Below are 13792 nucleotides of genomic sequence, written 5' to 3' on the forward strand. Positions count from 1 at the left end.
CGCTCTCAAACCAATGAAAAAGGGAACAAAAATGCTCAGACGCTCACTCATCAAGGCAGCCGCGCTTGCGGCGTGTGTCGGGACACTCGGCTTCTCGGGCGCGGCCTTTGCGGCCGACAAGGTCAACGTCCAGCTCGACTGGGTGGTGCGCGGCAACCACGCCATGTTCTTCGTCGGCAAGGAAAAAGGCTTCTTCGCCAAGAACGACATCGACGTCGCCGAAATCCGCAAGGGCTCAGGCTCACCCGACGCCATGCGGCTGGTCGGCAATGAGAACGCGGATTTCGGCTTCGGCGATCTTCCCACGCTCGCCGTGGCCCGGTCGCAGAATGTCCCGGTGGTCGCGGTGGCCGCCGTCAACCAGCATTCGCCGCTGGCGATCATCTCGCTGGCCAAGACGATGAAGCTCACCCAGCCGGCCGATCTCAAGGGGCTCACCATCGGCATTCATCCGGCCGGCTCGACCTACATCTTCTTCCAGGGCTTCCTCGCGGCCAATGGCCTGACCGAGAAGGACATGACGCTGAACAGCGTCTCGCCGCCCTATGAGAGCTATCTTCTCCTCGGCCGGGTCCAGACTGTGGTCGGCTATGTCGACGCCGAGGTTCCCGAGCTGGAGGCCAAGGCCGGCGGTCCCGGCTCGCTCAGCATCATGATGGGCGCGGACCATGGCTGGAAGGCCTACGGCTCCGGTCTGTTCACCTCCGAGAAGATGATCAAGGACAAGCCGGATGTCGTTGCCCGCTTCGTCAAAGCCTACCGGGAAGCCTTCGACTATGTCGTCGCCCATCCGGAAGAGGCCGCCGAGATCACGGCCAAGGCGGCTCCAGGCTATGCGGACAAGAAGGATGTGCTGCTGGCGCAGATCAACGCCGACATCGCGTCGACCTTCACCAGCCCCGACACCAAGGAACACGGCCTCGGCTGGATGACGAAGACGCAGTGGGAGGAAACGCTGAAGACGCTCACCGATCAGGGCGTGCTCAAGGCGGCCCTGTCGGCGGACGACGTCTTCACCGACAAGTTCCTGGCGAAGGAATAGGGCGCGCCATGTCGCGGGCCGACGGATCGATGGGCGCCTACCGGCACGCGAGCCTGTCCTGCTCCATGCGGCAGGACACGGCGCGCTTCCCTTCGGCCGCGTCGGCACGGTCGAGCGTGATCTGTGACCGCGTGGCATATGCACGGCCCGACAGGCCGCACCACAGCCGTTCGATGGGCAGGTTCTCGCGCTTGTCATTGAGGATGGTGAACGTGCCCGTCTTCGGGTCGAACCAGAGCTCGACACGGGCGCTCTTGCCCGGCTCGACCGTCGTAATCCCGGCCGAATACCAGTGGGCGAAGTCGGCATTGCACGACAGTCGTTCATTGCCCGCATTCGAGATCGTCAACGGCACCATGTCGAGCCCATCGGTGCCGTTGCGGACGATGACATGGTGCAACTCGACCGCGCTGGCGAAGGATGTGAACGCCAGCATCGCCGGGAGGACATAACGAATCTTCACTTTGCCTGAGCTCCATGGGTAAATTTTTCTCAGGCAGTCTATCTCGCTTCTGCGCAATAACAACAAGAATATTGATTGGTGAATCAAACAGAGAGGGTAACATGTTAAAGCTTCTTAAGTGCAGTGTGAGTGCAATTATACTGAGCGGCGTCTTGCTCGGCGGGGCGCTTGCTGGCGAAGTCAAGTCGATCGCCATCCTGACGCCTGAAGAAGGCACCGATTACGGCTGGAACCAGCAGGGCATCGATGCCGCCAAGGCGGCGGGCAAGGCAGCCGGCGTCGAAGTGGTCGTGGCCCAGGGCCTCGGCTATGGCGACGTTCGTCCGACGCTGCGCGAACTCGCGTCAGACGGCGCCAGCCTGCTGATCGCGCATGCCAGCGGCTACAACACTTCTGCGCCTGAAATCGCCAAGGAGTTGAAGGTTCCGGTGGCGATCGTCGACACGCCGAATGGCTTGGAGAAAGGTCTCGTCGCCGACTACACGCTGAGCGGCCACCAGGGCGCTTATCTCGCCGGCCGTCTTGCCGCCAAGATGTCGCGCTCGAAGTCGGTCGGCATCGTCGTGTCCGGCGAACCGCCTTCGTGGAATTCGCAGTCGGCGGCGTTCGCGCAGGGCGTGAAGGCCGAGAACCCCGACGTCAAGATCACCTATGCGGTGATCGGCCCGGCCGCCTACAGCGACGCGGCGGGTGGCAAGCGCGTGACCGAAAGCGTGATCGCCTCCGGCGCCGACATCATCTTCGGCCAGGGCAACGGCTCCAGCTTCGGCATGTTGCAGGCGGTCGAGACGACCAAGGCCACGGACGGCGGGAAGGTCTATTTCATCGACGTCATCGGCGACAAGTCGCCCATCGACAAGGGCTTCCTGCTGTCGTCGGTGGTGTGGAACATCGAGCCGGTCTACGCCGCGATGATCGCCGATATCAAGGCGGACACGTTCGGCACCAAGCACTATTCGATCGGCCTCCAGGACGATTCGGTGAAGCTTTTGAAGACCGCCGCGATCCCGGACAAGGTATGGTCCGAAATCCAGGCGGTGCGCGACGACGTCATCTCCGGCAAGATCAAGGTCGATCCGGTCTATGACGCCGCCGCCGTCAGGGCGCTGATGACGAGCGTCGCCCAGTAAGGCGGCGACCTGTCGGCTTCCGGAGGGGCGATCGGTTCCCCTCCGGACATTTCCCGTTTTTCCAGTGCTGGACTTTCATGAGCAGTCTGTCTTCACCGCCTGCCGACAAGCGCGGCATCGTCGCGCTCGAAGGCGTGACCAAACGCTTTCCCGGCATCGTCGCCAATGACGGCATCGACCTGTCGATCCGTCCCGGCGAGGTGCATGTGCTGCTCGGCGAGAACGGCGCGGGAAAATCCACCTTGATCGGCATGCTGTCGGGACTGCAGCAGCCGGATGAGGGGCGCATCCTGGTCGACGGCAAGCCGACGCCGATCACTTCGCCGCGCCATGCGCTGGCGCTGGGCATCGGCACGGTGTTCCAGCACATGATGCTGGTGCCGACGCTGACGGTGGCGGAAAACCTGTTGCTCGGCGGGCCCTGGTGGCAGCGGCCCAGGACCGAGGAGCTGGAGGCGCGCGTCGCCGAGATTACCCGCAGCCTCGGCATCAGCGTCAAGCTGCACGCAAAGGTGTCGGAGCTTTCGCTCGGCGAACAGCAGCAAGTCGAGATCCTGCGCGCGATGGTGCGCAACAGCCGGCTGCTGATCCTCGACGAATCCACCTCGATGCTAACGCCGAAAGGCATCGAGGAACTCGGCGCCTTGATGCGCCGCCTCGTCGGACAGGGGCTGGCGATCGTCTTCATCACGCACAAGCTCAAAGAGGCGGCGGCCTTCGGTGACCGCATCTCGGTGCTGAAGCTCGGCCGCAAGGTCGGCGAGATTCCACCCGAGCGTTTTCGCACGCTCGGCGAGCAGGAGATCATCTCCGAGATCGTGGAGCTGATGTTCGGCAAGCAGAAGGACGATCCGGAGGCGGCCGAGCGGCCCACCCGCACGGTCCATGCCGATGCCGCGCCGCTGCTTCAGGTCGCCGACCTCGCGGTCGCGCCGACCGAAAACGCGCCGGGGCTGTCGTCGATCTCCTTCGACATCCGCCCGGGTGAGATCCTGGGTATCGCCGGCATCGACGGCAACGGCCAGAAACAACTGGCGGAGGCCTTGGCCGGCCAGCGTGCGGCGACCGGCGGTTCGGTGCTGCTGGAAGGCGCCGCCATCGAGGCGCTGAGCGTGGGCGAACGCCGCCAGCGCGGCCTTCGCTACCTGACTGACGACCGGCTCGGCGAAGGCACGGTCGGCAGTTTCCCGGTCTCCATCAACTTCTTCCTCAAGCAGGTCGGCGCCTCGCCCTTCTGGCGCGGCGGCGTCGAGCAACGCGCCGAGATCGACAGGCGCGCGGCGCAGCTGATGCGCGAATACGATGTTCGCACGCCGAGCCTGAAGACGCCTGTCGCCCGGCTTTCGGGGGGCAATATCCAGAAGGTGCTCCTGGCGCGCGAACTGGCTGAAGGCGCCAGGGCGGTGATCTTCAACAAGCCGACTTATGGACTCGATCTCGCCAACACGCTTGCCTCGCGTCAGCGCATCCGCGACACGGCGGCGCGCGGCCTTGCCGTGCTGCTGATCTCCACCGACCTCGAGGAATTGCTCAGCATGTGCGACCGCATTGCCGTCATCGCCAACGGCTCGCTGGTCGGCACAGTCGCCAATGCCGACGACGCGCGCACCAAGGTCGGCCGCCTGATGATTGGACTGGCCGCATGAGCATCGATACCGCACCCGGCGCCAACGCCAACGCGCTCGATGCCACGAGCGGCGTCGCCACCCGCCGCGATATACTGCACCGGCTGCTGATGACGCTCGGGCCCATCCTTGCCGCTCTTATCATCGCCGGCTGCATACTGCTTGCCGTCGGCGTCGACCCGCTCGCCTATTACGGCTACGTGCTGGAGAAAGGGCTGTTCTCGCCGCTGGGCATCCAGCAGACGCTGACGCGCATGGCGCCGCTCTTGTTCCTCGCCGCCGGCCTGATCGTGGCCTTTCGCGCCGGCATGTGGAATCTGGGCGGCGACGGCCAGTTCCTGCTCGGGGCGGTCACGGCGGCCGCCAGCGCTCCCGTCCTGGTGCAGGTTATGCCGGCCTGGCTGGCGCTGATCTGTTCGTTCCTGATTTCCATGGTGGTGGCCATGGCGTGGTCGCTGCTGCCCGCGCTGCTGCGCGCCTATCAGGGCGTGAACGAGATCATCACCACGCTGATGATGACGTTCCTCGGCACCTCGCTCGCCAACGTGCTGGTCAAGCTCGTGTTCCGCGACCCCGGCACGACCGTGCCGCAGACGCGTACCTTGTCGGTCGAAGACAGGCTGCCGCGGCTCTTCGACACGACCATCACCAGCGGCCTCGTGCTCGGACTTGCGGCGATCATCATCGTGCATCTGGTGATGACGCGGACAGCGTTCGGACTGAAATTGAGGATCGTCGGCGCCAATCCGCGCGCGGCGGTCCATGCCGGGCTCGGCGTGCCTGGCCTGACCGTTGCCGTCTTTGCCATTTCGGCCGGCCTTGCAGGCCTTGCCGGCGCCGTCGACATCATCGGCGTGCAAGGCAATGTCCGCGCCGACTGGAACCCCGCCTACGGCCTGGCGGTCATTCCGGCGGTGTTCCTCGCGCGCATGAACGGCTTTGCCGCGATTGGCTTCGTGTTTCTGCTTTCGGTGCTTTCGATCGGCGGCGAGAGCGCGGCGAGGCGGCTTGGCGTGCCCAATCATTTCACGCTGGTGCTGGTCTCGATCGTGCTGATCGTGCTCGCCCTCGCCGAGTATGTCGACCACCGCTACAACCAATCGAGAAAGGCCTGAGACATGACCGGGCTGTTCAGCGAGGTTTTTCTTGGCGCGCTGTTGTTCGGCGCCGTCACCGCGGCCGTCCCGCTGCTGCTTGCCGGGCTCGGCGAGCAGATGTCGGAAAAGGCCGGCGTGCTCAACATCGGCATCGAAGGCATGATGCTGGCCGGCGCCTATCTGGGCTTTGTCGGCGCCTTCTATTCGGGATCACTTTGGCTCGGCTTCCTCACCGGCGCCGCGGGCGGCATCGCGGTGGCGCTGATCATGGCGCTGCTTTGCGTGCGCATCGGGCTGAACCAGATCGTCAATGGCATCGCGCTGACGCTCGGGCTGGAAGGGCTGACGGCGCTGCTCCATCATTTCCAGTTCTCGCGCAGCTATCCCCGCCTGCCGGCGGCGGACGCCACCGTCATTCCGCTGCTGTCCGACATTCCCGTTATCGGGCCGGCCTTCTTCAGGCATCACCTGATCGTCTATCTGGCCGTTGCGCTGGTGTTCGCCATGAGCTACCTCTACCGGCGCACACAGCTCGGCCTCAACCTGCAGGCCGCCGGCGACAAGCCGGCCGCGCTCGATGTCGCCGGCATCGACGTCATCAGGACCCGCACCATCGCGGTGCTGACGACCGGCGCGCTGGCAGGGCTGGGCGGCGCCTATCTCGCCAATGTCGGGGCGGGCCTGTTCATTCCCTTCATCACCAATGGCGCCGGCTTCCTCGGCATCGTGCTGGCCATGCTGGCGCGCGGCCGTCCGGTCTGGGTGCTGTTCGGCGCTCTGCTGTTCGGCGTGTGCCTGTCGCTGACCACGGCCATGCAGGTGGCGGGCATCAACATCCCGACCGACATCATCCAGATGCTGCCGTTCCTGGCGGTGATGATCATGCTTGTACTGTTCGGGCGGCGCGCCAGCCTGCCTGCGGCGCTCGGCATTCCATATGAGCGCGGCGCGCGCTGACAGAAACCAGATGCGCGGATGGGATCCGCGCCAAGATAGGAGACGACAAATGTCGGATACCAAGGTCTACCTGCTCGACGGCGGCTCGCTCGTTCTCGACGGTTATCATGTGTTCTGGAATCGCGGCCCCGGCGGCGAAGTGCGCTTTCCCGTCTATTCGATCCTGATCGAGCATGCCGAGGGCCGGTTCCTCATCGACACCGGCTATGATTACGACCACGTCATGAAAGTGCTGCCTTTCGAGAAGCCGATCCAGGAAAAGCACCAGACCATTCCCGGCGCGCTGGCGCTGCTCGGGCTGGAGCCGAAGGACATCGACGTCGTCGTCAACTCGCATTTCCATTTCGACCATTGCGGCGGCAACAAGTATTTTCCACACGCAAAGAAGATCTGCCATCGCTCCGAGGTGCCACAGGCCTGCAATCCGCAACCTTTCGAGCATCTCGGCTATTCCGACCTGAGCTTCTCGGCCGAGGCGGCGGAGGCGCGTGGCGCCACCGCGCAGCTGCTGGAGGGCACGACGCGCGCCAATTCGACCTTCGAAGGCATCGAGGGCGACGTCGATTTGGCCAGGGGCGTAAAGCTGATCTCGACGCCCGGCCATTCGATCGGCCACTACAGCCTGCTGGTCGAGTTTCCCAAGCGCAAGCCGATCATGTTCACCATCGACGCCGCCTACACGCAGAAGAGCCTGGAAACGCTCTGCCAGGCAGCCTTCCACATCGACCCGGTCGCGGGCGTCAATTCGATGCGCAAGGTGAAGAAGCTGGCCGAGGACCACGGTGCCGAGCTGATGTACTCGCACGACATGGAAAACTTCAAGACCTACAAGACCGGCACCCAGTTCTACGGCTGAACGCCGCCAATCCGGAGACCACTCCCATGCGCTATTCCGATCATGCCGATCCGGTCATTACCCTGACCGCCGGGCCTGTCAACGCCTATGCAGAGGTGCTGCGTGGCCTCGGCCGCACCGTGCTCTACGATTATGATCCGGCGTTCCAGCTCTTCTACGAAAAGGTGACCGACAAGGCGCAGAAAGCGATGCGGCTGTCGAACAAGCCGGTCATCCTGCATGGCGAGCCGGTGCTCGGCCTCGAGGCCGCGGCGGCTTCCCTGATCGCGCCCGACGACGTCGTGCTCAACCTTGCCTCCGGAGTTTACGGCAAGGGGTTCGGCTATTGGGCGAAACGCTATTCGCCGCATCTGCTCGAAATCGAAGTGCCCTATAATGAGGCGATCGACCCGCAGGCGGTCGCGGCAATGCTGAAGGCGCATCCGGAAATCACCGTCGTTTCCGTCTGTCACCACGACACGCCATCCGGCACCATCAATCCGATCGACGCCATCGGCGCGCTGGTCTCGGCGCATGGCGCCTACCTTATCGTCGACGCCGTTTCTTCCTTTGGCGGCATGAAGACCCATCCCGAGGATTGCAAGGCCGATATCTATGTCACCGGTCCCAACAAATGCCTGGGCGCCCCTCCCGGCCTCACCATGATGGGCGTCAGCGAGCGGGCTTGGGCCAAGATGAAGGCCAATCCGCTTGCGCCGCGCGCATCGATGCTGAGCATCGTCGACTGGGAAGATGCCTGGTCGAGCGACAAGCCGTTTCCGTTCACGCCTTCGGTCTCGGAGATCAACGGGCTCGATGTCGCGCTCGACCTCTATCTCAACGAGGGGCCGGAGGCGGTGTGGGCGCGACACGCGCTTACAGCCAGGGCCACGCGCGCGGGCGTCGCAGCGATGGGCTTGTCGATCTGGGCAGCCAGCGACGGGATCGCGTCGCCGACCACCACCACGGTTCGCACCCCCAAGGGTGTCGACGAGAAGGCGCTTCGCCAGGCCGCGCGCGCCCGCTACGGCGTGGTGTTTTCATCTGGTCGCAGCGAAACGCTGGGGAAGCTGACGCGCATCGGCCACATGGGGCCGACCGCCCAGCCGATCTACGCCATCGCGGCGCTGACGGCGCTTGGCGGCGCCATGAACGCGGCCGGCCAGAAACTGGCAATCGGCAAAGGCATCGATGCGGCATTGGCCGTCATCGACGCCGACGCCTGAACGGACATCATCGGATCACGGATCGAGGGAGAAATTTCATGACTGGACGGCTTGCGGGAAAGGCGGCCCTGGTGACGGGCGCGGCGCAGGGTATCGGCAAGGCGATCGCGGCGCGGCTGGCGGCCGATGGCGCGACCGTCATCGTCAGTGACATCAACGCCGAGGGCGCAAAGACGGCCGCCGCGTCGATCGGCGGGAAAGCGAAGGCTGTCGCCGCCGATATCTCCGATCCAGCGTCCGTCAAAGCGCTTTTTGCTGAAATCCAGGCGCTGACCGGTGGCGTGGACATACTGGTCAACAACGCCAGCATCGTGCCGTTCATCGCCTGGGACGATGTCGATCTCGACCATTGGCGCAAAATCATCGACGTCAATTTGACGGGCACGTTCATCGTCACCCGCGCGGCCACTGACCAGATGCGGGCGGCGAACAAGGCAGGACGGGTCATCAGCATCGCGTCCAACACCTTCTTTGCCGGCACACCCAACATGGCGGCCTATGTCGCGGCCAAGGGCGGCGTCATTGGCTTCACCCGTGCGCTGGCCACGGAACTTGGCAAATACAACATCACGGCGAATGCGGTGACGCCCGGCCTGATCGAGAGCGACGGCGTCAAGGCGAGCCCGCACAACGAGGCGTTCGGCTTCGTCGAGATGCTGCAGGCGATGAAAGGCAAGGGCCAGCCCGAGCATATCGCCGACGTCGTATCGTTCCTGGCGAGCGAGGACGCCCGCTGGATCACCGGCCAGACGCTGAACGTCGACGCCGGGATGGTCAGGCATTAGCCGCTGAGACCGAAATTTTCCGACGACGTAGCTTCAACTGCTCAGGTCGAGTGTTTGGATACCGCCGGTGAATACGGCGACAACCGCCTCCGTGGTGTCCTTGAGCCATATGCCGACCACCGTTTGCGCGGCGGAAATGCCGAGCAGACCGATCCCGGTCGCCGTTTTGCGTCTTCCAGGGCGGCACCGGCCCGTGGCCATTGGCACATCCGCCGGAACCGCAATCGCGCGGCGCCCTCGATTCGAGTTCGTCGACAAGGAAAGGGCCGCTGCTTCGGTTTCGGCGAAGCAAAGGACAGAAAAAGACTTCTTTAGGCGACCCGGCCCGGATGCTCTCTTGCGGAACCTAGAAGAAGGCCCGCCTGGGAGGGCGACGCATAACAAGAGAGCGGCTGCCGAAACGACAGCCTGGCATACGCCACTCGAATGAGGTCGGTGCCAGCAACAGCCATGGGGAACCACGACAATGAAGACATTCCGCAATTGCCTGATGACCGCGGTCAGCGCAGGCCTGCTGGGCTTGGGGCTTGCCGCCCCCGCTGACGCCGGCGCCATCCGCCTGGGCATGACCACCTGGGTCGGCTACGGGCCGCTGTTTCTTGCCCGCGACCTCGGCTACTTCAAGGAAGCCGGCGTCGACGTCGACCTGAAAGTAATCGAAGAATCGGCGCTCTATATGGCGGCGGTCGCCGGCGGCGATCTCGATGGCGCGGCATCCACAGTCGACGAACTGATGAAGTACCGCTCCGACGACCTCTGCTTCAAATATGTCGTGGCGCTCGACGACAGCCATGGCGGCGACGGCGTCGTCACGCACGCGGACGTCAAGTCGCTCAAGGATCTGAAGGGCCAGCCCGTCGCCCTGAACGAGGGCTCCGTTTCCGAATTCTGGTTCAACGTGCTCCTGAAGAAGGAAGGCATGACCGAGGACGATGTCAGCATCACCAACATGACCGCCGATGACGCCGCGACCGCCTTCATCGCCGGCCAGGTTCCCGCCGCGGTGACCTGGGAGCCGCACCTGACCGAAGTCCGCAAGGGCGGCAAGGGCAAGGTGCTGATCGACTCCGCGACGACGCCCGGCCTGATCGTCGACGTGATCGCGCTCAAATGCGACCTGATCGAGAAGCATCCCGAGGATGTGAAGGCTTTGATCAAGGGCTATTACAAGGCGGTCGATTACATCAAGACCAATCCGGACAAGGCCTACGAGATCATGGCCAAGGGCATTGGCGGCTATCTCGAGAAGCCCGAGGATTTCGCGGCCGGCGCCCAGGGCGTGCGCTACTACGACCGCGCCCGCAACCTGGAATTCTTCGGCACTCCGGAAAAGAGCGAGGCGTCCGACCTGGTGAACTTCGCCCAGGATATCTGGGGCAAGGCCGGCAAGCTCAAGATGACGATCGACGCGAAGACCATTCTCGACACCGATTTCATCAAGGAACAGTAAGCCTTCGAAATCCGTCGGGGTCCGCTTGACAGGCTGACCCCGCTTTTTCTCGAAAGCTTCAGTTTCGCGCCTAAATCTACGGAGGCCATCCTATGGCACAGAGGCGGACGGCGTGGACACGCCTGACGACCCCATTCGCCAACATTCCCGCCAGCACCGCAACCACGCTCGCATTGGCAATGTGGATAGCCGTGATCGGCGGCTGGGCTCTTCTGTCCTACGGCCGCGTCGTGCCGAACATGTTCCTGCCGACGCCCGGAACCGTGCTGCAGACGGCCTATCGCATGTCGCTCGACGGCAGTCTTTTCTATCACACTTTCACCAGCGCCAAGGTGGTGATCCTTGGCTTCATCGTGTCCTCGGCGATCGCGGTGCCGCTAGGGCTGTGGATGGGTACCTACCGGGCGGTGCAGGCGCCGCTGGAGCCGCTGGTCAATTTCATCCGCTACCTGCCTGTGACCTCTTTCGTGCCGCTGTTCATCCTGTGGATCGGAATCGGCATCGAGCAGCGCATAGCGGTGATCTTCTTCGGTACCTTCTTCCAGCAGCTTGTGATGATCTCCGACTGCGCGCGCAGCGTCTCCCGGGACCTGGTCAACGCCTCCTACACTTTGGGCACCAAGCGTAGCGAAGCGGTGTGGCACGTCATCTTTCCGGCAGCGCTTCCGGCGATCCTCGACACGCTTCGCGTCACCATGGGCTGGGCCTGGACCTACCTGGTCGTGGCGGAATTGGTCGCGGCGTCGAGCGGCCTCGGCTATATCAGCCTCAAAGCGATGCGCGGCTTCCAGGTCGATGTGATCTTCATGGCGATCGCTGCGATCGGGCTTCTTGGCCTCATCACTGACACGGCATTCCGCATTCTCCGGGCGAGGGTCGCGCCATGGGCAGCCTGACTATGAACGCCTCCTCGCAAACCGCAGCCGGATCAAGGGTAGTGATGACCGAAACCATCAATGCGAACAACCCGGCTGGCACGGCCCATGCAGCCGGCGATCAGCGTTCGGCCGGCACCACCATGGGCATCGAGGACGTGACATTGCGCTATGGCGACGCCAATGGCGTGCTGGCGCTGGACGATGTGTCGCTGCAGGTCGCCAAGAACGAATTCTGCGTCATCGTCGGTCCGTCAGGATGCGGCAAATCCAGCCTGCTCTATCTGGCCGCCGGGCTCAATGACGCCACCTCGGGCAGCATCAAGGTCGACGGCAGGGAAGTGATCGAGCCAGGTCCCGACAGGGGCATGGTGTTCCAGAGCTATACCTTGTTTCCCTGGCTCACGGTGCGCGCCAACATCGAATATGGACCGAAACGCAAGGGTCTGCCGGCGGAGCAGCGCAGGCAGATCGTCGACCAGTATCTCAACGAGGTCGGCCTTGCGCCCTTCGCCGATCATTATCCGGCGCAACTCTCAGGCGGCATGAAGCAGCGCGTGGCGATCGCGCGCGCCCTTGCCAACGACCCGGCCGTGCTGCTGATGGACGAACCGTTCGGCGCGCTCGACAGCCAGACGCGCGGCACCATGCAGAAGCTGCTGCTGCGCGTCTGGGAGCGGCAGCAGAAGACGGTGCTCTTCGTCACCCACGATATCGATGAGGCGCTGGTGCTGGGCGACCGAGTCCTGGTGATGACGGCCCGGCCCGGCAAGATCAAGGCCGAGATCAAGGTCGACATCCCGCGGCCGCGTTCGATGGACGTGATCCTCGAACCCGACTTCATCGCGCTCAAGCGCCGCATCCTCGGCCTCCTGCACGATGAGATCGACGAGGATCACTGAGGGCAAATAGTCGGGAGCATCGAACGCCCGAACCCGAGGCGGCGGACGTCTGCCGCCCCGGACCCGATCAGCCTGTCAGCTCAGCTGTCCGGCGGCTTGCGAGATAAGCCGGGCGATCTCGTGCGGGTGAGAGATGAGCGACAAATGGCTTGCCTTCACCTCGATGGTTCTTGCGTTCATCCGCTTTGCCATGAAGCGCTCGAGATCAGGGTTGATCGTGCGATCCTCCGTCGATACGGCATACCAGCTTGGCTTCGAGCGCCAGGCCGCCTGCGTCGTCTTTCCGGTGAAAAGCTTGTCCGAGATCGGCCCCTGGACGGCATAGAGGATACGCGCCTTCGTGTGCGGAATACCGCCTGCGAAATCCCGCAGGAAAGCCTCCTCACTGAGCTTGCCGTAGCCTTCGGACCAGACGAGGCCGGCGGAAGCCGGTGGCGCCGCAAAGGTCTTGGCGAGCGCCGTGTAATCTTCGCCGGCGTCCGGCGCGCGCGCCGCGACATAGACGAGCGAGGAGACCTTCGGGTCCATCCCCGCTTCCGTGACGATCATGCCAGCAAAGGAATGTCCAACAAGCACCGTCGGTCCATCCTTGGAGAGCGATCGCGCGGCGCGTTGCCTCGACGCCTGCCTCCAGCGTGGTCAGCGGGTGCTGGACGACGGTTGGCCTGAAGCCGGCCTGCTGCAGGATGCCGACCACGTCCGACCAGCACGAACCATCCGCATAGGCGCCATGAACCATCACTACATTGCGCAGCTTCGGGTTCGTCTGCGCTCGCGCCGTGGGTGAGCTGGCAAGGAGGCTCGTGGCCATTCCGGCGGCAAGCGTGGTGGAGAAAGTGCGCCGATTCATCATAATCGTGGGTTCCTTGAGAGATTTGCGGGGGCGGCCGATGCTTGGCCGAGCCGCGCTGGAAGTGCTTCGCGCGGCGTCTACGCCCAGTCTTCGCAACCTGCGGAACCTTCGTTACGGCCGTCACGGCTTCGTGACCGCCTCGGTCGGGGGTCTCGCCGGAAAAATTGGCGCATCACCGCATTCGCGGCCGCTACGGGTTGCAAGGGCGCTCCCCGGTTCTGGGCAACAATCGGGCAGCTCAGCGAAATGCCGAACGGCCCAATTTCGAAGGCGAGGCGATCTTTACCGTTCGCCGTTACGCGCCCCTACCAAGGATCATCTCCGAAGCCTTCTGCCCGATCATCATGCTTGGCGCGTTGGTGTTGCCGCCGATCAGCTTCGGCATGACGGAGGCATCCGCAACTCGAAGCCCGTCCACGCCGCGAACCTTCAGCGTAAAGGGATCGACGACGGCCATGTCGTCCGTTCCCATCTTGCAGGTCCCGACCGGGTGATAGACGGTCAGCGCCTCGGCGCAGATAGGCGAGGATCTCGTCGTCGCTGCTTATATCC

At 63.9% G+C, this 13792-nt stretch carries 14 protein-coding genes and 1 pseudogene; 11 read left to right on the forward strand and 4 right to left on the reverse strand.

What is annotated here, in order from left to right; genetic code table 11:
• Positions 1-31: 31 nt before the first annotated feature.
• A complete protein-coding gene (locus EJ072_RS25350; protein ID WP_126081807.1) occupies positions 32-1042 on the forward strand; it encodes an ABC transporter substrate-binding protein in 1011 nt (336 codons plus the stop codon).
• Positions 1043-1079: 37 nt separating this feature from the next.
• Here the strand turns inward: EJ072_RS25350 and EJ072_RS25355 are convergent, their stop codons facing one another.
• A complete protein-coding gene (locus tag EJ072_RS25355; RefSeq protein WP_126081808.1) occupies positions 1080-1505 on the reverse strand; it encodes a hypothetical protein in 426 nt (141 codons plus the stop codon).
• Positions 1506-1606: 101 nt separating this feature from the next.
• Between EJ072_RS25355 and EJ072_RS25360 the strand changes: the two genes are divergently transcribed.
• The 7 genes from EJ072_RS25360 to EJ072_RS25390 all read left to right on the forward strand — a co-directional run bounded on the left by EJ072_RS25360 (position 1607) and on the right by EJ072_RS25390 (position 9160).
• Complete coding sequence (locus tag EJ072_RS25360) at positions 1607-2635, forward strand: BMP family protein (RefSeq protein ID WP_126081809.1); 1029 nt, start codon at positions 1607-1609, stop codon at positions 2633-2635.
• A gap of 77 nt (positions 2636-2712) precedes the next feature.
• The gene (locus EJ072_RS25365) at positions 2713-4281 is read left to right on the forward strand and encodes an ABC transporter ATP-binding protein (protein WP_126081810.1); all 1569 of its coding nucleotides are present in this window, start codon (positions 2713-2715) and stop codon (positions 4279-4281) included.
• Positions 4278-5375 (forward strand): ABC transporter permease, encoded by a 1098-nt coding sequence (locus EJ072_RS25370; RefSeq protein ID WP_126081811.1) that lies wholly within the window; start codon positions 4278-4280, stop codon positions 5373-5375. The genes EJ072_RS25365 and EJ072_RS25370 overlap by 4 nt, the downstream gene beginning before the upstream one ends.
• 3 nt (positions 5376-5378) lie before the next feature.
• Positions 5379-6314, forward strand: a complete 936-nt coding sequence (locus tag EJ072_RS25375; protein WP_126081812.1) for an ABC transporter permease — start codon at positions 5379-5381, stop codon at positions 6312-6314.
• A 49-nt stretch (positions 6315-6363) separates the two neighbouring features.
• Positions 6364-7170, forward strand: a complete 807-nt coding sequence (locus EJ072_RS25380; RefSeq protein WP_126081813.1) for a 4-pyridoxolactonase — start codon at positions 6364-6366, stop codon at positions 7168-7170.
• Between the two features lie 26 nt (positions 7171-7196).
• Positions 7197-8375 carry an alanine--glyoxylate aminotransferase family protein gene (locus EJ072_RS25385; protein ID WP_126081814.1) on the forward strand — a complete coding sequence of 393 codons (1179 nt, stop codon included), beginning with the start codon at positions 7197-7199 and terminating at the stop codon, positions 8373-8375.
• A 38-nt stretch (positions 8376-8413) separates the two neighbouring features.
• The gene (locus EJ072_RS25390) at positions 8414-9160 is read left to right on the forward strand and encodes an SDR family NAD(P)-dependent oxidoreductase (protein ID WP_126081815.1); all 747 of its coding nucleotides are present in this window, start codon (positions 8414-8416) and stop codon (positions 9158-9160) included.
• Positions 9161-9193: 33 nt separating this feature from the next.
• Here the strand turns inward: EJ072_RS25390 and EJ072_RS36140 are convergent, their stop codons facing one another.
• Positions 9194-9361, reverse strand: coding sequence for a hypothetical protein (locus tag EJ072_RS36140; RefSeq protein WP_189343096.1), 168 nt, complete (start codon positions 9359-9361; stop codon positions 9194-9196).
• A gap of 265 nt (positions 9362-9626) precedes the next feature.
• Here EJ072_RS36140 and EJ072_RS25395 point away from each other — a divergent pair, with 265 nt between their 5' ends.
• The 3 genes from EJ072_RS25395 to EJ072_RS25405 all read left to right on the forward strand — a co-directional run bounded on the left by EJ072_RS25395 (position 9627) and on the right by EJ072_RS25405 (position 12387).
• Positions 9627-10610 (forward strand): ABC transporter substrate-binding protein, encoded by a 984-nt coding sequence (locus tag EJ072_RS25395; RefSeq protein ID WP_126081816.1) that lies wholly within the window; start codon positions 9627-9629, stop codon positions 10608-10610.
• A 92-nt stretch (positions 10611-10702) separates the two neighbouring features.
• Positions 10703-11506 carry an ABC transporter permease gene (locus tag EJ072_RS25400; protein ID WP_126081817.1) on the forward strand — a complete coding sequence of 268 codons (804 nt, stop codon included), beginning with the start codon at positions 10703-10705 and terminating at the stop codon, positions 11504-11506.
• Positions 11507-11628: 122 nt separating this feature from the next.
• Positions 11629-12387, forward strand: a complete 759-nt coding sequence (locus EJ072_RS25405; RefSeq protein ID WP_210211660.1) for an ABC transporter ATP-binding protein — start codon at positions 11629-11631, stop codon at positions 12385-12387.
• A 75-nt stretch (positions 12388-12462) separates the two neighbouring features.
• Here the strand turns inward: EJ072_RS25405 and EJ072_RS25410 are convergent.
• A pseudogene (locus EJ072_RS25410) lies at positions 12463-13243 on the reverse strand (alpha/beta hydrolase).
• A gap of 292 nt (positions 13244-13535) precedes the next feature.
• The gene (locus tag EJ072_RS37020; RefSeq protein ID WP_245466989.1) at positions 13536-13712 is read right to left on the reverse strand and encodes a GMC oxidoreductase; all 177 of its coding nucleotides are present in this window, start codon (positions 13710-13712) and stop codon (positions 13536-13538) included.
• Positions 13713-13792 lie beyond the last annotated feature (80 nt).

The sequence above is a fragment of the Mesorhizobium sp. M2A.F.Ca.ET.046.03.2.1 genome (assembly GCF_003952425.1).
In the GTDB taxonomy this organism is placed as follows: domain Bacteria; phylum Pseudomonadota; class Alphaproteobacteria; order Rhizobiales; family Rhizobiaceae; genus Mesorhizobium.